17 protein-coding genes are annotated in these 19990 nt (G+C 66.1%); 5 read left to right on the top strand and 12 right to left on the bottom strand.

Annotation, left to right across the window (positions count from 1 at the left end; genetic code table 11):
- Window positions 1-15: 15 nt before the first annotated feature.
- From ACVENA_RS17145 to ACVENA_RS17135, 3 genes are all read right to left on the bottom strand, one after another.
- The gene (locus tag ACVENA_RS17145) at window positions 16-1509 is read right to left on the bottom strand and encodes a CpaF family protein (RefSeq protein WP_449326355.1); all 1494 of its coding nucleotides are present in this window, start codon (window positions 1507-1509) and stop codon (window positions 16-18) included.
- Between the two features lie 102 nt (window positions 1510-1611).
- Window positions 1612-2049 (bottom strand): hypothetical protein, encoded by a 438-nt coding sequence (locus ACVENA_RS17140; protein WP_449326354.1) that lies wholly within the window; start codon window positions 2047-2049, stop codon window positions 1612-1614.
- Between the two features lie 142 nt (window positions 2050-2191).
- Window positions 2192-4246 (bottom strand): hypothetical protein, encoded by a 2055-nt coding sequence (locus tag ACVENA_RS17135; RefSeq protein WP_449326353.1) that lies wholly within the window; start codon window positions 4244-4246, stop codon window positions 2192-2194.
- A 104-nt stretch (window positions 4247-4350) separates the two neighbouring features.
- Between ACVENA_RS17135 and ACVENA_RS17130 the strand changes: the two genes are divergently transcribed.
- A complete protein-coding gene (locus ACVENA_RS17130; RefSeq protein WP_449326352.1) occupies window positions 4351-4809 on the top strand; it encodes a DUF6265 family protein in 459 nt (152 codons plus the stop codon).
- Window positions 4810-4869: 60 nt separating this feature from the next.
- Here the strand turns inward: ACVENA_RS17130 and ACVENA_RS17125 are convergent, their stop codons facing one another.
- From ACVENA_RS17125 to ACVENA_RS17105, 5 genes are all read right to left on the bottom strand, one after another.
- The gene (locus ACVENA_RS17125) at window positions 4870-5127 is read right to left on the bottom strand and encodes an ATP synthase F1 subunit epsilon (RefSeq protein WP_257545358.1); all 258 of its coding nucleotides are present in this window, start codon (window positions 5125-5127) and stop codon (window positions 4870-4872) included.
- Between the two features lie 124 nt (window positions 5128-5251).
- Window positions 5252-6793: a F0F1 ATP synthase subunit beta gene (atpD, locus tag ACVENA_RS17120; RefSeq protein ID WP_329629631.1), complete on the bottom strand. Its 1542-nt coding sequence runs from the start codon at window positions 6791-6793 to the stop codon at window positions 5252-5254.
- 366 nt (window positions 6794-7159) lie between these two features.
- Window positions 7160-8035 carry a F0F1 ATP synthase subunit gamma gene (locus ACVENA_RS17115; protein ID WP_449326351.1) on the bottom strand — a complete coding sequence of 292 codons (876 nt, stop codon included), beginning with the start codon at window positions 8033-8035 and terminating at the stop codon, window positions 7160-7162.
- Window positions 8036-8130: 95 nt separating this feature from the next.
- Window positions 8131-9660 (bottom strand): F0F1 ATP synthase subunit alpha, encoded by a 1530-nt coding sequence (gene atpA, locus ACVENA_RS17110; protein ID WP_449326350.1) that lies wholly within the window; start codon window positions 9658-9660, stop codon window positions 8131-8133.
- Window positions 9661-9699: 39 nt separating this feature from the next.
- The gene (locus ACVENA_RS17105) at window positions 9700-10266 is read right to left on the bottom strand and encodes a F0F1 ATP synthase subunit delta (RefSeq protein WP_449326349.1); all 567 of its coding nucleotides are present in this window, start codon (window positions 10264-10266) and stop codon (window positions 9700-9702) included.
- Between the two features lie 257 nt (window positions 10267-10523).
- Between ACVENA_RS17105 and ACVENA_RS17100 the strand changes: the two genes are divergently transcribed.
- A complete protein-coding gene (locus ACVENA_RS17100; RefSeq protein ID WP_449326348.1) occupies window positions 10524-11201 on the top strand; it encodes a dienelactone hydrolase family protein in 678 nt (225 codons plus the stop codon).
- Between the two features lie 23 nt (window positions 11202-11224).
- A complete protein-coding gene (locus tag ACVENA_RS17095; RefSeq protein ID WP_449326347.1) occupies window positions 11225-11701 on the top strand; it encodes a hypothetical protein in 477 nt (158 codons plus the stop codon).
- A gap of 144 nt (window positions 11702-11845) precedes the next feature.
- Here ACVENA_RS17095 and ACVENA_RS17090 read toward each other — a convergent pair whose 3' ends face one another.
- Together ACVENA_RS17090 and ACVENA_RS17085 are read right to left on the bottom strand one after the other, a co-directional pair.
- Window positions 11846-13372 carry a S1C family serine protease gene (locus ACVENA_RS17090; protein WP_449326346.1) on the bottom strand — a complete coding sequence of 509 codons (1527 nt, stop codon included), beginning with the start codon at window positions 13370-13372 and terminating at the stop codon, window positions 11846-11848.
- A 36-nt stretch (window positions 13373-13408) separates the two neighbouring features.
- Window positions 13409-14230 carry a DUF2306 domain-containing protein gene (locus ACVENA_RS17085; protein WP_449326345.1) on the bottom strand — a complete coding sequence of 274 codons (822 nt, stop codon included), beginning with the start codon at window positions 14228-14230 and terminating at the stop codon, window positions 13409-13411.
- Between the two features lie 162 nt (window positions 14231-14392).
- Between ACVENA_RS17085 and ada the strand changes: the two genes are divergently transcribed.
- Window positions 14393-15442: a bifunctional DNA-binding transcriptional regulator/O6-methylguanine-DNA methyltransferase Ada gene (ada, locus tag ACVENA_RS17080; RefSeq protein WP_449326344.1), complete on the top strand. Its 1050-nt coding sequence runs from the start codon at window positions 14393-14395 to the stop codon at window positions 15440-15442.
- Window positions 15439-16197, top strand: a complete 759-nt coding sequence (locus ACVENA_RS17075; protein ID WP_449326343.1) for an isocitrate lyase/PEP mutase family protein — start codon at window positions 15439-15441, stop codon at window positions 16195-16197. Before ada ends, ACVENA_RS17075 begins: the two co-directional genes overlap by 4 nt.
- Here the strand turns inward: ACVENA_RS17075 and ACVENA_RS17070 are convergent.
- Together ACVENA_RS17070 and ACVENA_RS17065 are read right to left on the bottom strand one after the other, a co-directional pair.
- On the bottom strand, window positions 16191-17735 hold the full coding sequence (locus tag ACVENA_RS17070) for a hypothetical protein (protein ID WP_449326342.1): 1545 nt from the start codon (window positions 17733-17735) through the stop codon (window positions 16191-16193). The two genes, ACVENA_RS17075 and ACVENA_RS17070, sit on opposite strands and share 7 nt — an antisense overlap.
- A gap of 64 nt (window positions 17736-17799) precedes the next feature.
- Window positions 17800-19968 carry a primosomal protein N' gene (locus tag ACVENA_RS17065; protein ID WP_449326341.1) on the bottom strand — a complete coding sequence of 723 codons (2169 nt, stop codon included), beginning with the start codon at window positions 19966-19968 and terminating at the stop codon, window positions 17800-17802.
- Window positions 19969-19990 lie beyond the last annotated feature (22 nt).

The raw sequence follows: 19990 nt of genomic DNA, 5'->3' as shown, positions 1-19990 counted from the left end.
GCAATGACGACGGAATTAGAGGCAAGCCTCCAGATAGGGCTGATCGAACCCGAACTGGCGCGCCTTTTCCAGCGTATAGGGGCGCAGGCCCATCGCGCGATATTCGCCGATGATCTTGCCGTCCTTGTCCTCGTCCTGATATTCGAACTTGAACAGTTCCTGGGTGACGATGACGTCGCCTTCCATGCCGATCACCTCGGTGACGTTGGTGACGCGGCGCGAGCCGTCGCGCAGGCGCTTGATCTGGACGATCAGGTCGACCGAATCGGCGATCTGTTTCGAGATCGCTTCCTTCGGAATCTTGATGTCGCCCATCAGCACCATATTCTCCATACGGCCGAGGCATTCGCGCGGGCTGTTCGCGTGGAGCGTGCACATCGATCCGTCGTGGCCGGTGTTCATCGCGGCGAGCAGGTCGAAACACTCCGCGCCGCGAACCTCGCCCATGATGATACGGTCGGGACGCATACGCAACGCGTTCTTGACGAGGTCGCCCATGTGGATCGCGCCATTGCCCTCGAGGTTCGCGGGGCGCGTTTCGAGCGGCAGCCAGTGCGGCTGCTGGAGCCGCAGCTCGGCGGCGTCCTCGATCGTCAGCACGCGCTCGCCGGGGTCGATCATCTTGGACAGGGCGTTGAGCATAGTGGTCTTGCCTGAGCCGGTGCCGCCCGAGATGACGATGTTGAAGCGGCTGGCGCCCGCGATCTTCAGCGCGGTGCACATCTTCTGGCTCATCGCGCCCCATTGGCAGAGCATGTCGAGCGTGATCGGCTTGGCCGAGAATTTACGAATCGAGATCGCGGTGCCGCGAAGGCTGAGCGGCGGCACGATCACGTTGACGCGGCTGCCGTCCTTCAAACGGGCGTCGGCGAGCGGCGTCGTCTGGTCGACGCGGCGGCCGACCATGTTGCAGATGCGCTGCGCGATCTGGAAGAGATGCTGTTCGTCGCGGAACTGGATCGGCGCGATGACGAGCTGACCCTTGCGTTCGATATAGGTCTGATACGGCCCGTTTACCATGATGTCGCTGATGTCGGGGTCGGAGAGCAGCTCTTCGAGCGGGCCGAAGCCGAGCAACTCGTCGACGAGCACCTTTTCGAGCGCGAACTGTTCGCGGCGGTTCAAGGTGATGCGCAGCTCGGCGAGCACTTCGAGGATGATCGGGCGGAATTCCTCGGTCAGCTCGTCCTTGCTCAGCGTCGCTGCGGCTTCGGGGTCGACGCGCTCGAGCAGGCGCGGCAGCACCTGTTCCTTGATCTTGTGGACCGACGCCTCGAAGCCCTGCGCCTTTTCGGGCTCGGCCATTTCGGCGGTCGAGCGCTGGTTCAGCCGCTCCATCGCTTCCTGTTCGGGGGTCAGGTTCGCCGGAATAGTCGGCGGCGCTTCGGCCGCGGGTGTGTCGATCGCAGGGAATTGCGAGCCGCCCATTCCGGGGCCCGTCTGCATCGGCTTCGCCACGCCAAAGGCGGGGCGGCCAGCGGTTCCGGGTCGGCGTCCGAATGCACTCATTCGCTTTGTCCTGCTTCAAATCAACATTTTGGACATTGCCGCGCGCCGCGCGGACGAACCCCCAACGGCCAAGGTGAATAAAAGGGAAACTTTGATAATCTCCTAATGCGGGGACGCGGCGGGGGCGTCGGGTGGCGCGGCAGGGGCGAGGCCCACGAAGCGCGGGTCGGTTCCGAACAATCGCGCCAGCGTGCGCGAAAGCGCCAGGAAGCGATGGCCCTGATCGGTCAGGCGGACATGGCCATCGACCGTCACGATATTGCCCGACGCCGTCTGTTCGGCGATCCGCCGGTCCATCTGCCGCATGTCGCCGACATATTTCCGGACGAAGATATCGGTGATCCGCCGGCTATCCAGCGCTTCGTCCTGATGCTGTTCGATCTGGGCGAGCATGAAGACGCTGATCGAACGGTCGAGCGTCACCGGCAGGACGATCAGGAAACAGATGTTGAAGCTGAGCGACAACGCCCCCGCCGCAACGATCGTGGCGAGGTCGAACCGCTGCCGGCGCAGCAACGCCATGGCGGCCATCACCAGCATGGCGGACAGCGCGCACAGGATCAGGCCGCGATAGAAGAGGATCGAAATTCCGGCGAACAGGGGCGAGCGGGTGAGGCCGACATAGAGGATGAATCCGGCCGCGACCGCCAGTGTCAGCGTCAGCAGGAGGGAAGCAAGCTGTTTAATCGGAGGCCCCTTTGGCGATGGACGCGACGTCGACGATGCACGCGCGCTCGTTTCTGTAGAGGCAGCGAAGCCCCGAGGGCGGGCCGCCGGTGGCTTTCCACACCGGATCGACGGTGACGAAGAGCAGATAGTCGATGCGATTCGCGCGCGCGACGCCGGCAATTCGGGCTGGCTTCAGCCGCTGCTCGAAAATCGGACGGATCGCATCGCGGCGATGTTGCGCCATGGCAGCGCTGACCCCGAACAGATTCGCTGCGCCATCGGCCAGCGCGACGCGGTTGCGGCCATAAAGGCCGAAATCGAAAATGCGATAAAGCTGCGCCGGATTATGCTGGAGGATCGCCCGGTGCGGCAGATGATCGTTGGCCCAATCGTAGGCCCGGCGCTGCGCCATATCGTCCAGCGGCTGCCGGTTGACCGGACCGGGGAAGGTCGCGCCGGGATCGGGGAACTTCACGCGCAGGCCGGCCATGTCCCAGCCATTGCCCGCGACCCCGATGAACAGGAAGATCCACCCTATCGCCCCGGGCCGCAGAATGCCCCGACCGGCCGTGCCGAAAGGCGATTGCGGCGCCATGCTCTGGACCACCGCCGCGGTCCAGATCATCGCGGCGAACTGCGCGAACCAGATGATGCGCCAGCCAAGATCATTGTTGATGATGCTCGACCGGACGAAGCTGACGATCAGCAGCGAGGTCAGAAAGCCGATCAGCAGAAAGCTTCGGATCGGCCTCCGCGTCGCGGACCCTGCCGGCTTCGATCGCCCGTAGAGGCGGAGATAGAGGTTGCCGCCCAGCGCGAAAAGGCCGAACTCGAGAGCATAGCCGATCGGCAGCAGCGCGAGGACGAGCAGGGCCTGCGGCGTGCCCGCGCCGTCGTACTGAAAACCGCTGACGCGGCGAATCCAGAATTTGACCGGCATCCCGTCGCTCACCCGCCCGTGCAGCAGGTCCATAAACTGGGGTACGGCAAAGAGCAGCGCGACGAGGGCCGAGACGGCCGCGAGCAGCAGCAGTTGCGGTCGTCCCCGGCGTCCTTCGAGAAGCACCCAGAGCAGAAGCGCGGGGGCCGCGCCGAGCGCGATCCACGCCGACATGCCGAACGCGGTTGCAAAGCTGATCCCGGCGAGCCCTGCCAGAACGAAGCGCGGTGATGGCGGCGTCGCGGCGCGCTGCAGCAGCAGGACGCCGCACCAGGCCGCGATGAAGCCGCCCAGATGGTGGGGAACCCACATCATCGACGTGAGCGCGAAACGAATTTCTTCGTTCCAATAATCGACCTGCCGGGCTGCGGCGCCGGTCGCGAGATAGTCGAGCAGCGTCGGCACCAGATCGAGCCCGGTCGCGAAGCACAGCAGCGCGGCGATCAGCAGGAAGCGGCGATCGCGGCCGATGCGGATCAGGTCCGCATCCTTCGCGACGCGCCACAGCAGCGCGACGAAGGCCAGGCCCGACCAGAAGGCGGTGGCGGCAAAGGCCATGCGGCCGTCGACCAGCCCGCCCGCGATCCAGCGAACCAGCGCCCCCCAGATATAATAGTAATAATAATAGCCCGCCGGTTCGGCGCGTGCGTAGAAGGGGTCGTGGAGCGGCAGGCCATATTGCGCGATGCTTTCGATCGTCGCGGCATGTTTGACCATGTCGAAGGTGACGAGGCTCTGATGGAGCCGGTCGCCGATATCGACGTCGACGACCGCCACGGCGAGGAGAAGCCACCAGAGTAGTGCCAGCGCGGCGAAGGGCCAGCCGATCCGAAGCGCGGGGCGTCGATAGAGCGGTGCTGCGGCCAGAACCAGCGCGGCGTGCACGGTCAACGTCCCGGCGATGCCGATCGCGCGAATGAACAGTGCATCGAATGCCGGGAGAATCGCCAGCGCAAGGATCAGTGCCCAGCCGACCCGCTGCCATCCGCTGTCGATCCCCCGAAAGCCACGTGTGCGGCCGATCCGTTCGAACAGCAGGACGCCGGCAAAAGCGGGAAGGATAAAGACCAGCGCCGCGACGAGCGTGCCGAGAGCCAGTCCGGCGATATCCTGTGCGAAATAGGTCATGGGCCAGCATTCGGCCTAGACGAAATATGGTAAAATTAGCTTTAACCTGTCCTTGCTGCTCGCGCGGGGCGATATTTTACGGTGCAATGCGAAGGAGAGTATCGATGCGACAGGCGATCATGGTGTTGGTAGCCTTGGCTACGGCGGGCGCCGCCGCGGCGTCGGACGTCTCGGCGCCGCTTCCGGGCTGGATGGCGGGGGCGTGGGAACAGACGGCATCCGAAAATCGCTGGGCCGACGAATATTGGACCCCACCGCGCGGCGGCATCATGATCGGCGCTGCGCGGATCGGGAAGGGCGATGGTCTCGGCATTTTCGAGCACACGCGGATCATGCGAAAGGCGGACGGGACGCTCGCCTTCTTCGCGCAGCCGTTCGGACGCCCCGCCGCCGAATTCCCGATGGTCGCGGCGGGGGAGCGGATGATCGAGTTCGCCAACCCGGCGCATGATTATCCGCAGCGCATCCGTTACTGGCGCGAAGGCGACCGGCTGAAGGCCCGGATTTCGCTGATGGACGGCAGCAAGGCGCATGATTGGGATTATGGCCCGCCGGGCGGTTGACGCCGGTGTATGAAAAAAGGGGGCCGAAGCCCCCTTTTTGATTCGATGCGATCCGCCCGATCAGCCCGCGATATGCTCGGCGAGGACGGTGAGGCCGGCTTCGTTGACTTCGGCGAAGCCGCCTTCGACCTCGATCGTCTCGGGCGCCGCGCCGCTGGTGGCATAGATGGTCAGCGGGCCGTTGCGCAGCGTCGCCATGAAGGGCGCGTGGCCTTCGAGCACCGAGAAATCGCCCTCGCTGCCCGGTACGGTGACCATATAGACGTCGCTCGACCGCTCGAGGCGGGCGGGGGTGACGAGTTCGAACTTCAGGGCCATTCTTCAATCTCCCCCCTCCCGCTTGCGGGAGGGGTCGGGGGAGGGTGTGTTCCGGTTCGGTGAAAGGCCTGTTCCCCGACAGGCCCTCCCCTAACCCCTCCCGCAAGCGGGAGGGGAATTCGATTTACGCCGCGTCGGCGGCCAGCTTGGCGGCCTTGGCGACTGCTTCCTCGATGCCGCCGACCATGTAGAAGGCTGCTTCGGGAAGGTGGTCATATTCGCCGTCGACCACCGCCTTGAACGACTTCACCGTGTCTTCGATCGCCACGAACTTGCCGGGGATGTTGGTGAAGACTTCGGCGACGTGGAACGGCTGCGACAGGAAGCGCTGGATCTTGCGCGCGCGGGCGACGACCAGCTTATCTTCTTCGCTGAGCTCGTCCATGCCGAGAATCGCGATGATGTCCTGCAGCGACTTGTACTTCTGCAGCGTTTCCTGAACGCGGCGGGCGGTCTCATAATGCTCCTGGCCGACGATCGCGGCGGTCAGCACGCGGCTCGTCGAATCGAGCGGGTCGACCGCCGGATAGATGCCGAGTTCCGAAATCGCGCGGTTGAGCGTCGTCGTCGCGTCGAGGTGGGCGAACGAAGTTGCCGGCGCCGGGTCGGTCAAGTCATCCGCGGGAACGTAGATCGCCTGAACCGAGGTGATCGACCCCTTGTTGGTCGAGGTGATGCGTTCCTGCAGCGCGCCCATGTCGGTCGACAGCGTCGGCTGATAGCCCACGGCCGAAGGAATACGGCCGAGCAGCGCCGACACTTCCGAACCCGCCTGGGTGAAGCGGAAGATGTTGTCGACGAAGAAGAGCACGTCCTGGCCCTCCTGATCGCGGAAATATTCGGCGATCGTCAGACCCGACAGCGCGACGCGGGCGCGGGCGCCCGGCGGCTCGTTCATCTGGCCGAACACCAGCGCAACCTTCGATCCCTCGGGGGTCGGGTTGCCGTCCTTGTCCTTGGCGATGACGCCGGCGTCGAGGAATTCGTGATAGAGGTCGTTGCCTTCGCGGGTGCGTTCGCCGACGCCCGCGAACACCGAGGTGCCGCCGTGGCCCTTGGCGATGTTGTTGATCAGTTCCTGGATCAGCACGGTCTTGCCGACGCCCGCGCCGCCGAACAGGCCGATCTTGCCGCCCTTCGCATAAGGCGCGATCAGGTCGATGACCTTGATGCCGGTGACGAGAATGCTCGTTTCGGTCGACTGGTCGACGAATTCGGGGGCCTTGGCGTGGATCGGGGCCGTCGCGGTGGCGTTGATCGGGCCGCGTTCGTCGATCGGGTCGCCGATGACGTTGAGGATGCGGCCGAGCGTCTGCGGACCGACGGGAACCGAGATCTGGGCGCCGGTGTCGGTCACGGGCTGGCCGCGGGTCAGGCCGTCGGTCGCGTCCATCGCGATCGTGCGAACCGTGTTCTCGCCGAGGTGCTGCGCGACTTCGAGGACGAGGCGGTTGCCGTTGTTGTCGGTTTCGAGCGCGTTCAGAATCGCCGGCAGTTCGCCGGTGAACTGGACGTCGACGACGGCGCCGATGACCTGGGCGATGCGGCCCGTGGCGGCGCCGGCGGGCGCTGCCTTCTTGGGGGCGGCGGCCTTCTTCGGCGCAGCAGCCTTGGGCGCGGCGGCCTTTTTGGCGGGAGCCTTCTTTTCAGCGGGAGCGGTAGCCATGTTCGTATCCTTGCCTTCGATGTCTCTACTTGTTCGTATCGGGGACGACCGTTGCCCACCCCGTGTCCATTCTTTCAACAACCAAATTCCGAAGCGTTTTCGTGCGGCCACCTCGCGTTCGGTAGGTTACCCTACATATAAATCGCCGAGTTGCTTCGACCTTGCGACATTTATGGGTGCGAACCCTTTCAATGTAGCTGGTCGTATCTGGAAATGCGCCTTCCTCAAGGAATAGAGCAAATCCTGATTGTTCCCGCCTGATTGCTTCTTCTAACTCCTTCGCAGTTGGTTGTTTGATGTCCTGTGCGCTTGCTGCACTCGATACGATCGTCAGTCCGACCAAAAAGATGCGTGCAAGCATGATTCCTAGAGCGCCTCCGCACCCGCGATAATCTCGATAAGTTCGGTGGTGATCGCCGCCTGACGCGTGCGGTTGTAAATGATGGTCAGCTTGTTGATCAGCTCGCCCGCGTTGCGCGTCGCATTGTCCATCGCGGTCATCGACGCACCCTGTTCGGACGCGGCGTTTTCAAGCAGGCCCTTGAAAATCTGGATCGTGATGTTGCGCGGGAGCAGGTCGGCGAGGATCGCTTCCTCGTCGGGCTCGTACTCGACAGCCGCGCCGCTCGATGCCGGAACGTCCCCGGGCGGCGGGACCGGGATCATCTGCTGGCCGGTCGCTTCCTGAAGCAGCGCCGAGCGGAATTTGGAATAGAAGAGATGCGCGACATCGAAGGCGCCGGCTTCGTAAAGCTCCATCACCTTCGCCGAAATGTCGTGCGCCTGCTCGAAGCCGATGTCGCGAATGCCGGTCGTGTCATATTGCTCGATGATCTGGCCGGCGAACAGGCGCGCGATCACCGGGCGGCCCTTGCGGCCGATGAGGTAGAAGAGAACCTTCTTGCCCTCGGCCTGCAGCTCCAGCGCCTTGTCGCGCGCCGCCTTGACGATGTTCGAGTTGAACGCGCCGGCAAGGCCGCGGTCGCTGTTGAGCACGACGAGCAGGTGCGTGTCGCTCTTGCCCGTGCCGGCGAGCAGCTTCGGCGCCGAATCCGACGCGCCGACCTTCGACGCCAGGCTGGCGACGACGCCTTCGAGCCGCTCGGCATAGGGGCGCGCGGCCTCGGCCGCGGCCTGCGCCTTGCGCAGCTTGGCGGCGGCGACCATCTTCTTGGCCTTGGTGATCTTCTGGGTCGATTTGACCGAGACGATCCGCCCTTTGAGTTCCTTCAGACTGGCCATAAGTCCCGTCTACACTCTCTAATCTGTCATCCCGGCGAAGGCCGGGATCTCACCGTCGAGACCCCGGCCTTCGCCGGGGTGACGAGGTGGGTGGATTACGCGAAAATCTTGGCGAAGGCGTCGAGCGCCGCGACCAGACCCTTCTTGGCGTCGTCGCCCAGGTCCTTGGTGTCGCGGATCGTCTTCAGCACCTCGGCATGATCGCTGCGCAGATAGGCAAGCATCGCCTGTTCGTAGCGCGAGACGTCGGCGGTGCCGACATTGTCGAGATAGCCGTTGGTGCCGGCGAAGATCGACGCGGTCTGCTCCTCGAACGGCATCGGCTGGAACTGCGGCTGCTTGAGAAGCTGGGTCAGGCGCGCGCCGCGATTGAGCAGCTTCTGCGTCGAGGCGTCGAGGTCCGAACCGAACTGCGCGAAGGCTTCCATCTCGCGATACTGCGCGAGTTCGAGCTTGATCGAGCCCGACACCTTCTTCATCGCCTTGGTCTGCGCGGCCGAGCCGACGCGGCTCACCGACAGGCCGACGTTGATCGCCGGGCGGATACCCGCGTTGAACAGGTTGGTTTCGAGGAAGATCTGGCCGTCGGTGATCGAAATCACGTTGGTCGGAATATAGGCCGACACGTCGCCCGCCTGCGTTTCGATGATCGGCAGCGCGGTGAGCGAACCCGAGCCATTGTCCGCGTTCATCTTCGCGGCGCGTTCGAGCAGGCGGCTGTGGAGATAGAAGACGTCGCCGGGATAGGCTTCGCGGCCCGGCGGGCGGCGGAGCAGCAGCGACATCTGACGATAGGCGACGGCCTGCTTGGAAAGATCGTCATAGACGATCACGGCGTGCATGCCGTTGTCGCGGAAAAACTCGCCCATCGTCACGCCGGTGTAAGGCGCGAGATACTGAAGCGGCGCGGGTTCCGACGCGGTCGCGGCGACGACGATCGAATATTCCATCGCGCCATTTTCTTCGAGCTGGCGGACGATCTGCGCGACGGTCGAGCGCTTCTGGCCGACGGCGACGTAGATGCAATAGAGCTTCTTCGATTCGTCGTCGCCCTTGTTGGCTTCCTTCTGGTTGATGAAGGTGTCGATCGCGACGGCGGTCTTGCCGGTCTGACGGTCGCCGATGATCAGCTCGCGCTGGCCGCGGCCGACGGGGACGAGCGCGTCGAGCGCCTTGAGGCCGGTCTGCACGGGTTCGTGGACCGAGGTGCGCGGGATGATGCCCGGCGCCTTAACCTCGACGCGCATCCGCTTGTCGGCCTTGATCGGGCCCTTGCCGTCGATCGGATTGCCGAGGCCATCGACGACGCGGCCGAGCAGGCCCTTGCCGACGGGAACGTCGACGATCGTGCCGGTGCGCTTGACGGTGTCGCCTTCCTTGATCTCCGAGTCCGAGCCGAAGATCACGATGCCGACATTGTCGGCTTCGAGGTTGAGCGCCATGCCCTTCACGCCATTGGCGAATTCGACCATCTCGCCGGCCTGGACATTGTCGAGGCCGTGGACGCGGGCGATGCCGTCACCGACCGACAGCACCGAGCCGATCTCGCTGACCGTGGCGTCGGTGCCGAAATTGGCGATCTGGTCCTTGATGACCTTGCTGATTTCAGCGGCGCGGATTTCCATTATTCAGCCTTTCATCGGGGCATTGGGGCGTATGGGCTTTCAGCCCTTCATCGCCTGCGCGAAACTATTGAGACGGGTACGGATACTGCCGTCGATCAACTGGCTGCCCAGCTGGACGACGAGGCCGCCGAGAATGGCGGGATCGACGGTCGTCGCGACGGTGACGTCGCGGCCGACACGGGATTTGAGGTTCGCGGTCAGCGCCTTGACCTGCTCGGCGGTGAGCGGATGCGCGCTGGTGACTTTCGCGGTCACTTCGCCGCGATGGTCGGCGACGATCGCGTTGAAGGCGGCGATCATGCCGGGGAGATCGGCGAGGCGGCGATTCTCGGCAAGCACGCCGAGGAACTTCGCGGTCAGCGAATCGAGCTTCAGTGCCTTGGCGACCGCTTCGATCGCTTTGGCGGCGTCGGTGCGGCTGACGACGGGGCTCGCGATCAGCGCCGAAAGGTCGGCCGAATCGGTCAGGCCGACGCTGAGGGTGCCGAGGCTCCCCGCAACCGCGTCGATCGCGTTCGATTCGCGCGCCAGATCGAACAGCGCGCTGGCATAGCGGCCCGCGAGGCCCGCCGTGATGTTGCCCTGAATGCCGCCGGAATTCTCCACGCGCGAAAGTCCTTCTCTACGATCCCGAGGGGGATGGCTGCGCGGATTTTTCACGGCCTCCGAAGATGCCCCCGCTGCAAAGTCGCGGCGCGCGTAGCAACGATTTTGCTGCAATGCAAGGCGAGGGTGGGTGGAATCGAGCACCCTCCCGCGTCCGTTCGCACTGAGCTTGTCGAAGTGCCGTTCTTTCTTCAAACACCGGCTAGGCAAGAACGGTGCTTCGACAAGCTCAGCACGAATGGAAGAGAGGGAAGTGTATGGGCGAAATGATTCGCATGACGATGGACGATGGCGCGGAGATTGCGGTCTATCATGTCCAGCCCGAGGGCGAACGGCGCGGCGGCCTCGTCCTGATCCAGGAAATCTTCGGGGTCACCGACCATATCCGCGAGCTTTGCGACGAATATGCCGCCGACGGCTATGAGGTGCTGTCGCCGGCCCTCTTCGACCGCGAGCATCCGGGGTTCGAGAGCGACTATTCGGGGCCGCAGTTCGAGCGCGCGGTGGAACTGGCGCGAAAGCTCCACCCGTTCGAGCAGAGCCTGAAGGACGCGCAAACCTGCATCGACGCGCTCAAGGGGAAGGGGCCGGTCTTCATCACCGGCTATTGCTATGGCGGCTCGGTGGCGTGGCGGATGGCGCAGATCAGCCCCGACCTTGCGGCGGCGTCGGCCTATTACGGCAGCCTCGTCCCGACCCAGTTCGCCGATCAGCCGCCCGCCTGCGCGGCGATCGCCCATTTCGGCCGCTTCGACGGCGGCATTCCGATGGAGGGCGTCGAGGCGCTGATCGCGAAAGCGCATCCGACCGCGCAGATTTTCGTCTATGAGGCGGGGCACGGTTTCAACAGCGACCGGCGCAAGGATTATCACGAACCGAGCAGCGAAGCGGCGCGCGAGCGGACGCTGATGCTGTTCAAGGCGTGCGGGGGATAAACAAGGACTGGGGGGAGGGGACGATGCATCTGACCGTTGTTCTGCTGACCATGCTGGTGCTGCCGGCGGCATCGGTGCTGATCGAACGCTGGACCGGCGGCGGGAGCGCGGGCCTGTGGGTGCTGATCGGCAAATGGTTCGTCTTCTGGGGCGTCGGCGTCCGCCTGTTCATCGCGGGCGCGCGGCAGATCGTGAAGCCCGAACTGACCGCGACCGGGATTTTCGGCGTCACCGACAAGGCGGCCTTCCCGCTCGCGCAGGAGCTCGGCTTCTGGAACCTCACCATCGGGCTGATCTCGATCGCGTCGATCAAGCGCCCCGAATGGGTGGCGCCGATGGCGATCGCGGGGATGCTCTTTTATGCGATGGCGGGCGCGCTGCACGTCACCGGCAAGGACCGCGGCTTTTCGGAGAATGTCGCGATGATCTCCGACCTCGGCATGGCGGGCCTGCTGCTGGCGTTCCTGATCGCGACCTTTCCGCTGTGGGCGCGTTCCTGAAGCGAGCGCCGGGTGGTGCGGTTCAGGGCGCGCGGGAACTGAAGCGCGATCAGCTCGTGAAGAAAAAACTCGGCGCCGTTCTGAACCGACGGGAGATGGGTTCCCGCCTTTGCGGGGACACGTCCATGCTTTTAACGGGTCACGTCAAGGCGCCGCCGCCGCCTTCTGGCACTGATAGACCAGCCGCTCGTTGGGCGTCGGGGGCAGCACGGCGCGGATCGCTTCCTGCTGCGTCGCCAGCCCCGCGAGTGCATCGGCATCGGCGGTGCAGCTCTTCAGCGTCACGCTGGCGCGAATCTCGCGCGCCTTTGCCATCGTGTCGGCGTCGAGCAGATAGCGGTCGACGCGATATTCCTTGCCCGTCGGGTCGATCGAGGCGACCGTCACCGTCGCTTCCTCATTGGGGACGAGAATGCGCTGCCAATGGCCGTCCGCCCCCATGGCATATTGGGTGCGGTCGTTGACGCAGCCGTTCGCCGCGATCTTCACCGGCACGTCGGTGGTCGACGAGACGGTGATGCGGCTGCGGTCGGGGCGGATCGTGCAGAGATAATTGCCCTCGGCGATCTTCGGCGCGTCGGGCGTCGCGGGCGCGGCCGCCTCGTCCTTGACCTCCGCATGTGCGTCGGGGCGGGTGACGAACAGCACCGCGGCGCCGAGGATGAGCGCGGCGCCGGCCCCGCCAGCGATCTTCGCGTTGCGCATCTTCTGCTGGCTATAGAAGAGCATCGCCGCCCCCGCCGACAGCGCGCCGATCACGAACAGCACGCCCGCAAGCGCGATGCGGTTCTCGCGCGCGTCGAGCGCAGCTTCTTCGGCGCGTGCCTGCTTGAGTTGGCGGTCGAGCGCCGCGGCGGCGTCCTTCGCGGCATTCGCCTCGGCGGTCTTGCGCGCATCGGCGTCGAGCGCCGCGCGGTCGCGTGCGTCGGCCTCCGCCATCGACAGGCAGGGCGAACCGATCGCGCCATAGGACTGCCCGGCGTCGCCGAGGAAGCGCGCGAGTTCGCGCGTCGAGATGGCGAAGGCGAAGGGCGAATCGCCGTCGTCGGCGCGGGTGATCGCGGTGTTGATGCCGACGATGCGCCCGCACTGATCGACGAGCGGGCCGCCCGAATTGCCGCGTGAGATCTTTGCGGTGTGGACGAGCATCGCGACCCCGTCGACAGCCTGCGTGTTCGACAGATTGCCCTCGCTGCGCACCGGCGTACGCGGGGTGATGTAATCGGCGGCGCTGCGCGCGGTCGCAAGGTCGACATTGCCCGGATAGCCGAGCGCGACGACGTCGGCGCCCGAATCGAGCGGCCCCGAATAGACCGCGGCGGCGGGCAGCCGCGTTCCGCTGATCTCGATCAGCGCGAGGTCGCGTTCGGTGTCGATCGCGATCAGCTTGCCGGCATAGCTTTTCTGCCCTTCCGACGGGACGACGCCGAGCGCGACATTGTTTGGATATTTGACCGCCGATTCGACGACATGCGCGTTGGTGACGATACGCGTCGGCGAAATGGCGATGCCGCTGCCATGGCCGAAGCCGACGACCTCGCCATCGACCATCGCGACGGTGACAACGCGCACGACGCTGCGCGACGCGGCGCTGATATCGTCGGCGGCGCGGGCCGGGAGCGCGAGAGTGACGGTGAGCAGGGCGAGAAGGAGCGCGAGGAAGCGGGTCATGGCGCGGACCCTAACCGCTGATGATCGGAAGGCAAGCTAGAGGTACGGGCTCCACATCATCATCCACGCCCCCGTGCTGCCGGTGAGGATGATGATCCCGCCCACCGCGAGCAGCGCCGCGACGCCCTTTTTCGCCGTAGGCGTTCCGCGCGCGCCGGCGCGGAGGTAAAGCTCGGCGACACCCAGCGGCAGCAGCGAATTGGCGAAGGCGAGAAAGAGATCGAAAGGGCCGTCCATCGCGTCGCCGATCCCGGCGCCGCCGGTCGCGATGCCCCACGCCATATAGCCGACGCGCATGAACCAGACCGCGCTTGCGACCGCGAACAGCCGGATCGCCCAGCGGCGATGCTCGGCAAAGCGGCGCGCGCGGGCGCTGCGCCAGGCGAGCGCTGCGAAAGCGAGGATCAGCAGCGCATCGAGCGAGATGCCGAAGGCGCCGGTCAGGTTCATCCACGATCCGCGCCCCCAGACGAGCCATAACCCGCCGAGCGACAGCGCGAGCGCGCAGACCAGATAGAGCCGCCCGTTCCAGCGGTGGACTGCTGGCCAGCGGCCGCGGATCGCGGGAACGAGTTGCACCAGTCCGCCGAAGCTGATCACCGCCGCCATCAGCACATGGCCCGCGAAGAAAAGATTGCCCATCGTGTCGCCGGCGACGAAGCCGGTGATCAGCGGCTTGCTGTTCCAGCGTTCGAAATGGCCCGAGAGTGACGAGGGGTAATAGAAGAGCAGGATGAAGGCGGTGAACAGAAGCTGTCCCGCCGCGATCGACAGATAGCAGAAGGTTGCCGACCGCCCGAGCCAGTCGATCCGGCGCGCCGGGCGCGCGGGCGTGAAGGATGCGTCGATGGTCGCCATGGCCTGCTCCCCAAGGAGGCCGGAAACTGGCCCATCTCCTTAGGTGAGTCAATGATATAATACAGTAATACGGTTTGATGCCGCTTTGAGCGCAAGCATCGGGACGCGCATGCATCGAAGCCATGGCAATGGGAGGGCAAGATCCTTAGGAAAGGAAAGACCATGAATGCCGAAACCATGACCCCGGAAACCATGACCGACGACGATCGCTGGGCCGCGGTGCTGCGCCGCGACCGCGCGCTCGACGGGCGCTTCGTGACCGGCGTGCTGACGACCGGCATCTATTGCCGGCCGAGTTGCGCGGCGCGCCATCCGGCGCGCGGCAATGTCCGCTTCTTCGCCGACGGCGCGGCGGCGCGCGACGCGGGCCTCAGGCCCTGCAAGCGCTGCCTGCCCGACGATGTCGCGCGCGACGAGGGCGCGGTGCTCGCGGCGATCGCGGCGATCAAGGCGAGCGAGGAGCCGCTCGCGCTCGCCGACCTCGCCGCGCGCACCGGCTATTCGCCGACGCATTTCCAGCGCGTCTTCACCCGTCACACCGGGCTGTCGCCTGCCGCCTATGCCCGCGCGCTGCGCGAGGAGCGGGCGCGGCAGGCGCTGAGCGACGGCACGCGGGTGACCGACGCGATCTATGACGCGGGCTTTTCGGGGCCGTCGCGTTTCTATGGGCATATGGAGGGACGCATGGGCATGACGGCTTCGGCCTGGGTGAACGGCGGCAAGGGCGCGACGATCCATTGGGCGGTGGTGCCGACCAGCCTTGGCGACATGCTCGTCGCGGCGACCGCGAAGGGTGTGTGCCGCCTGAGCTTCGACGAAGGGCGCGAAGCGCTCGAGGATCGCTTCCCGGCCGCCGAACTGGTCGAGGGCGGCGCGGATTTCGCGGCGCTGCTGAAAGAGGTGGTCGACGCGGTCGAAGCGCCGGTGAAGGGTTTCGACCATATACCGATCGATGTGAAAGGGACCGCCTTTCAGGAAGCCGTGTGGCGCGAGCTTCGCAAGATTCCGGCGGGCGAGACGCGCAGCTATGCCGACATCGCTGCCGCGGTCGGCAAGCCCAGGGCCGTGCGCGCGGCGGGCAGCGCCAATGGCGCGAACAATGTCGCGGTGCTCATCCCGTGCCACCGCGTCGTGCGCAGCGACGGCTCGCTCGGCGGCTATGCCTATGGCCTGCCGATCAAGCGTGAACTTCTGAAAAGGGAAATCCAATGACCGACAAGATTGCAGCCTTCCGCGCGCTTCACCTTCCCGGCGATCCGCTGATTCTCGTCAATATCTGGGACGCGGGAAGCGCGAAGGCGGTCGCGGCGGCCGGCGCCAAGGCGATCGCGACCGGCAGCTTCGGCGTCGCGGGCGCGCAGGGGCGCGCCGACGGCGAGGATTTCCCGATCGAGGATGTGTTCGAGAATCTGGCTCGCATCCTGTCGGTCACCGACCTGCCGGTGACGATCGACATGGAATCGGGCTATGGCGCCGATCCGGCGGCGGTCGGCGTCTCGGTCGGCCGCGCGAAAGCGGCGGGTGCGGCGGGGATCAACATGGAGGACCGGCTGCCCGGCCGGAGCGAACTGCTCGCGATCACCGAGGCGCAGGCACGCTACCGCGCCGCCGCCGACACCGGCATTTTCGTCAACGCGCGCTGTGACGTGTTTCGCGGACGGGATGCCGCGAAGGACGGCGATGCGCTGATCGCCGCGACGCTCGAACGCGCACGGGCCTATGCCGATGCGGGGGCGGGATCGCTGTTCGTGCCCTTCCTCGGCGATGCGCGCTGCATCGGCGCGATCTGCGAAGCCTCGCCGCTGCCGGTCAATATATTGCGCTCGAAAGCAGGGCCGACGCACAAGGAACTCGCGGCGCTCGGCGTCGCGCGGATCAGCCACGGGCACCAGCCCTGGGCGGCGGCGATGGCGTGGCTGACCGGGCAGGCCGAGCAGGTTCTCGGTGGTGCCGAACCCGATTATTGACCATCGTCGGCCGGCTCGGCCGACGCCGGCGCGTCCTTCCGTCCACCCCTCCGCATGGCTTCGAGCTGTTCGAGAAGGCCGAGGCCGTCGCCGCGATCATGCGGATCGAAAGCGACGACTTTCGCGAGCCGGATCGCGGTGTCGACCTGCCCCTGCGCGGCCAGCGCATAGGCGTAGCTGATGCGCGTCTGCATATTTTCGGGCGCGAGTTCGAACGCGTGCGCGAGGCCGTCGACGGCGACCGGCGGCGGCGCGACCCCTTCGTCGGCAAAACTCCGGTAATAAGCGAAGAGCGGGGCCGGATCGTCGGGGTCGGCCCGATTCGCGCGGATGATCGGTTTGCGCGCGGCGTTCCAGTCCGCCGCCGAGACATCGTCTTTCTCCGCGAGGTCCGCGAGCATCATGCGGCCGAGCAGAAGGTTGGCCCCGACATGCTGCGGCGCGATCGCCAGCGCCTTGTCGACGGCGTCGCGCGCCGCGGCGGCGTCGCGCTTTTCCTTCCCCATGCCCCATTCCGCCATCGCGAATTCATACCATATGCCGGCATCGCTGGGGTATTGCACGGTCAGCTTCGCAAGCGCGTCGCGCACCGGGGCGAGCCGTTCGGGGTCGTCCTTCGCACTTTTTCGTTCCAGTTGCAGCGGCAGCATCGCATCGGCGGCGGCCGACAGCGGGGTTATGGCGACCTCTCCCGCGACCGGGACGGGGTCGTTGGTAAGGCGAACCGACAGGCGTCGGCTCATATAGCGGTTGAGATCGCGGTCGAGCTGCTTCAGGTCGCTGAACGCCTTGGTCGCCGCTTCCTTGGGATCGACCCCGCTGTTGATCGCATCGATATAGGCGCTGAGCTGACCGTCGCGCGCGGGATCGCTGAAGAGCATATGGGTGAGCAGCCAGGAGCGACCGTAATAGCCGTCGATCTTGGCTGCGTCGCGCAGTTCGCCGGGGCGCTGAAAGAGCAGGGTTTCCGCTGGAATCTCCGGCGTCCTGAGCAGGCTGTAGGCGCGCTGCTGGGGCGGGTTGCCGATCTTCGCCTTGCCGTCCGCGGTGAAGTCGACGGTCGACAGATATTCGGCGAAGCCCTCGACGAACCACGCCGGAAAGGCGGCCGGCAGATACCGCATCATGAAATGATGGCTATATTCGTGAAACAGCGTCTGCTGCGCTTCCGACGTTCCCTGGATGAAGTTGCTGTCGCGGTTCGAGACGGCGTAGCTGCCCTCCGGATGGGGGGTGTAGAATCCTGCGATCATCGAGCCGGACTTGCCGGTCATCAGCGCCCCGGCATCGTCGGCATGTTTGACGAGATAGATGGTGAGGCGATTGGGATCCCTTTCGCCGGACTGTTTGAAACGAAGGCGAAGCGTCATGTCGAAGCGCTCGAGCGTGACGGCGAAATCGCGAAGCGATTTTTCATTGCCTTCGCTATAGATGATGAAATTGCCGGTGTCGGCGCGAAGCCATTTCGCATCGGCCGGCGATACCGCGCCGAACATCGCGATCCCGGCAACCAGGATCGAAACCATCTTTCTTGTCATGCCCGCCCCCTTTTCGAGCGGCAATGCTGCCAGCGCGGCCTGCCGCTGTAAAGTTCCCGGAGCTTTATACGAAACTATAGGGGTCGATGTCGATCGCGAGGCGCGCCTTCGCAGGCCAGTCGATGCGGTTCACCCAGTCGCGGATCGTGCCTTGCAGGTCGAAGCTGCGCGGGGCGTGGAGGAGGAGGCGGAAGCGGTGGCGGCCGCGCAGCATCGCCAGCGGCGCGGGGGCGGGGCCGTAGATGGCTAGGCCGTCGGCGGCCGGCGCCTTTTGCCCCAGCCGCTGCGCCACCCCGCGCGCGACCTCGATATCCTCGGACGAGATGACGAGCGCGGCGAAGCGGCCATAGGGCGGCGCCCCCGCGTGGCGCCGCGCGGCGGCCTCGGCGGCGTAGAAGCCTTCGCGGTCGTTCGCGACCAGCGCCGTCATGACGGGGGCGTCCGGAACGCGCGTCTGGATCAGCACTTCGCCGGGCTTGACCCCGCGCCCGGCGCGGCCCGCGACCTGCGCGATCTGCTGGAAGGTGCGCTCGGACGCGCGCAGGTCGCCGCCGTCGAGGCCGAGATCGGCATCGACGACGCCGACGAGAGTCAGGTTGGGGAAATGATAGCCCTTGGTGACGAGCTGCGTGCCGATGATGATGTCGACCAGCCCGCCCTCGACCGCCTCGACGAACTCGGCGGCCTTGGCGGGCGACCAGAGGGTGTCGCTGGTGACGATCGCGGTGCGCGCCTCGGGGAAGCGCAGCGCGACCTCGTCGGCGACGCGCTCGACGCCGGGGCCGCAGGCGACGAGGCTGTCCTCGTCCTCGCACTCGGGGCAGAGCCGCGGCGGCGGCATGACATGGCCGCAATGGTGGCAGGCGAGACGGTGGACGAGCCGATGCTCGACCATCCACGCGGTGCAGTTCGGGCATTGGATGCGGTGCCCGCAGGTGCGGCAGAGGGTCAGCGGCGCGAAGCCGCGGCGGTTCAGAAAGAGCAGGCTCTGCTCGCCCTTGTGCAGCCGGTCGGCGAGGGCGTCGACGAGCGGCGGCGCGAGCCAGCGGCCGCGATCGGGCGGATCGCTCCGCATATCGATCGCGGCGAGGTCGGGCAGCGTCGCGCCGCCGTAGCGTGCGGGGAGGACGATGTGGCGATAGCGCCCGGCCTCAACCTGCGCGAGGCTTTCGAGCGCGGGGGTCGCGCTCGCGAGGATCACCGGCAATCCCTCGAAATGCCCGCGCATCACCGCGACGTCGCGCGCGTGATAATGGACGCCGTCCTCTTGCTTGAAGCTCGTCTCATGCGCCTCGTCGACGACGATGACGCCGAGATTCCCGTAAGGCAGGAAGAGGGCCGAGCGCGCGCCAACGACGATCTTCGCCTCGCCGGCCGCGATGCTGTGCCACGCGCGGCGGCGTTCGGTCGAGCGGAGGCCCGAATGCCACGCCACGGGCTCGCAGCCGAAGCGCGCGGCGAAGCGCGTCAGCATCGGCTCGGTCAGCGCGATCTCGGGGAGCAGGACGAGCGCCTGCTTGCCCGCATCGATCGCAGCGGCGATCGCTTCCATATAGACTTCGGTCTTGCCCGATCCGGTGACGCCGTCGAGCAGCAGCGTCTCGAACGTCGCGGCGTCGACCGCATCGCGAAGAAGGCCGGCGGCGGCGGATTGTTCGGCGGACAGGTCGGGCGGGGCAAAGGCGGGATCGGGCTGCGGATAGGGCTGGTCGGCCGAGACGCTCACCGCCTCGAGCGCGCCCGTCTGGACGAGGCCGCGGATCACCGCTTCGCTGACTTCGGCGAGTCCCGCGAGTTCGCGGACGATGCCCTGCCGGTCGCCGATCTTTTCGAGCGCAACGGTGCGCTGCGGAGTCATGCGCTTGGGGACTTCGCCGGTGGCGCGATATTCGACGATCGGGCGGCGCGCGTCGGCGAAGGCGGCGCCGGGCAGCACCATCCGCAGCACCGCGCCGGGGGGCGCCAGATAATAGTTGCTCGTCCATTCGACGAGACGGCGGAGCGGCGCGGGGACGGGGGGCACCGGCACGACCTCGAACAGGTTACGCAGGCGATTGTCGCCGACCGCTTCGGGGGCGCCGAAGCTTTCATCCTCCCACACGACGCCGCCCATCCGCCGCGGCCCCAGCGGCGCGACAACGACGCTGCCGAGCGGCGCGTCGGTGCTATAGGGCACGCGATAGTCGAGCGGGCCGAGAGCAGCGGTCAAAAGGAGGACGCGGGCGCGGGTCATGGGCTGGGGAGGATATAGGGCG

The organism is Sphingopyxis sp. 550A (genome assembly GCF_053569535.1).
This window is presented reverse-complemented; position numbering and strand designations above follow the sequence as displayed.

Excerpts from the sequence above, each read along its gene's own strand:
- ACVENA_RS17145 (WP_449326355.1), bottom strand. The coding sequence starts at position 1,509 with ATGAGTGCATTCGGACGCCGACCCGGAACCGCTGGCCGCCCCGCCTTT.
- ACVENA_RS17140 (WP_449326354.1), bottom strand. The coding sequence starts at position 2,049 with ATGCTGGTGATGGCCGCCATGGCGTTGCTGCGCCGGCAGCGGTTCGAC.
- ACVENA_RS17135 (WP_449326353.1), bottom strand. The coding sequence starts at position 4,246 with ATGACCTATTTCGCACAGGATATCGCCGGACTGGCTCTCGGCACGCTC.
- ACVENA_RS17130 (WP_449326352.1), top strand. The coding sequence starts at position 4,351 with ATGCGACAGGCGATCATGGTGTTGGTAGCCTTGGCTACGGCGGGCGCC.
- ACVENA_RS17125 (WP_257545358.1), bottom strand. The coding sequence starts at position 5,127 with ATGGCCCTGAAGTTCGAACTCGTCACCCCCGCCCGCCTCGAGCGGTCG.
- atpD (WP_329629631.1), bottom strand. The coding sequence starts at position 6,793 with ATGGCTACCGCTCCCGCTGAAAAGAAGGCTCCCGCCAAAAAGGCCGCC.
- ACVENA_RS17115 (WP_449326351.1), bottom strand. The coding sequence starts at position 8,035 with ATGGCCAGTCTGAAGGAACTCAAAGGGCGGATCGTCTCGGTCAAATCG.
- atpA (WP_449326350.1), bottom strand. The coding sequence starts at position 9,660 with ATGGAAATCCGCGCCGCTGAAATCAGCAAGGTCATCAAGGACCAGATC.
- ACVENA_RS17100 (WP_449326348.1), top strand. The coding sequence starts at position 10,524 with ATGGGCGAAATGATTCGCATGACGATGGACGATGGCGCGGAGATTGCG.
- ACVENA_RS17095 (WP_449326347.1), top strand. The coding sequence starts at position 11,225 with ATGCATCTGACCGTTGTTCTGCTGACCATGCTGGTGCTGCCGGCGGCA.
- ACVENA_RS17090 (WP_449326346.1), bottom strand. The coding sequence starts at position 13,372 with ATGACCCGCTTCCTCGCGCTCCTTCTCGCCCTGCTCACCGTCACTCTC.
- ACVENA_RS17085 (WP_449326345.1), bottom strand. The coding sequence starts at position 14,230 with ATGGCGACCATCGACGCATCCTTCACGCCCGCGCGCCCGGCGCGCCGG.
- ada (WP_449326344.1), top strand. The coding sequence starts at position 14,393 with ATGAATGCCGAAACCATGACCCCGGAAACCATGACCGACGACGATCGC.
- ACVENA_RS17075 (WP_449326343.1), top strand. The coding sequence starts at position 15,439 with ATGACCGACAAGATTGCAGCCTTCCGCGCGCTTCACCTTCCCGGCGAT.
- ACVENA_RS17070 (WP_449326342.1), bottom strand. The coding sequence starts at position 17,735 with ATGACAAGAAAGATGGTTTCGATCCTGGTTGCCGGGATCGCGATGTTC.
- ACVENA_RS17065 (WP_449326341.1), bottom strand. The coding sequence starts at position 19,968 with ATGACCCGCGCCCGCGTCCTCCTTTTGACCGCTGCTCTCGGCCCGCTC.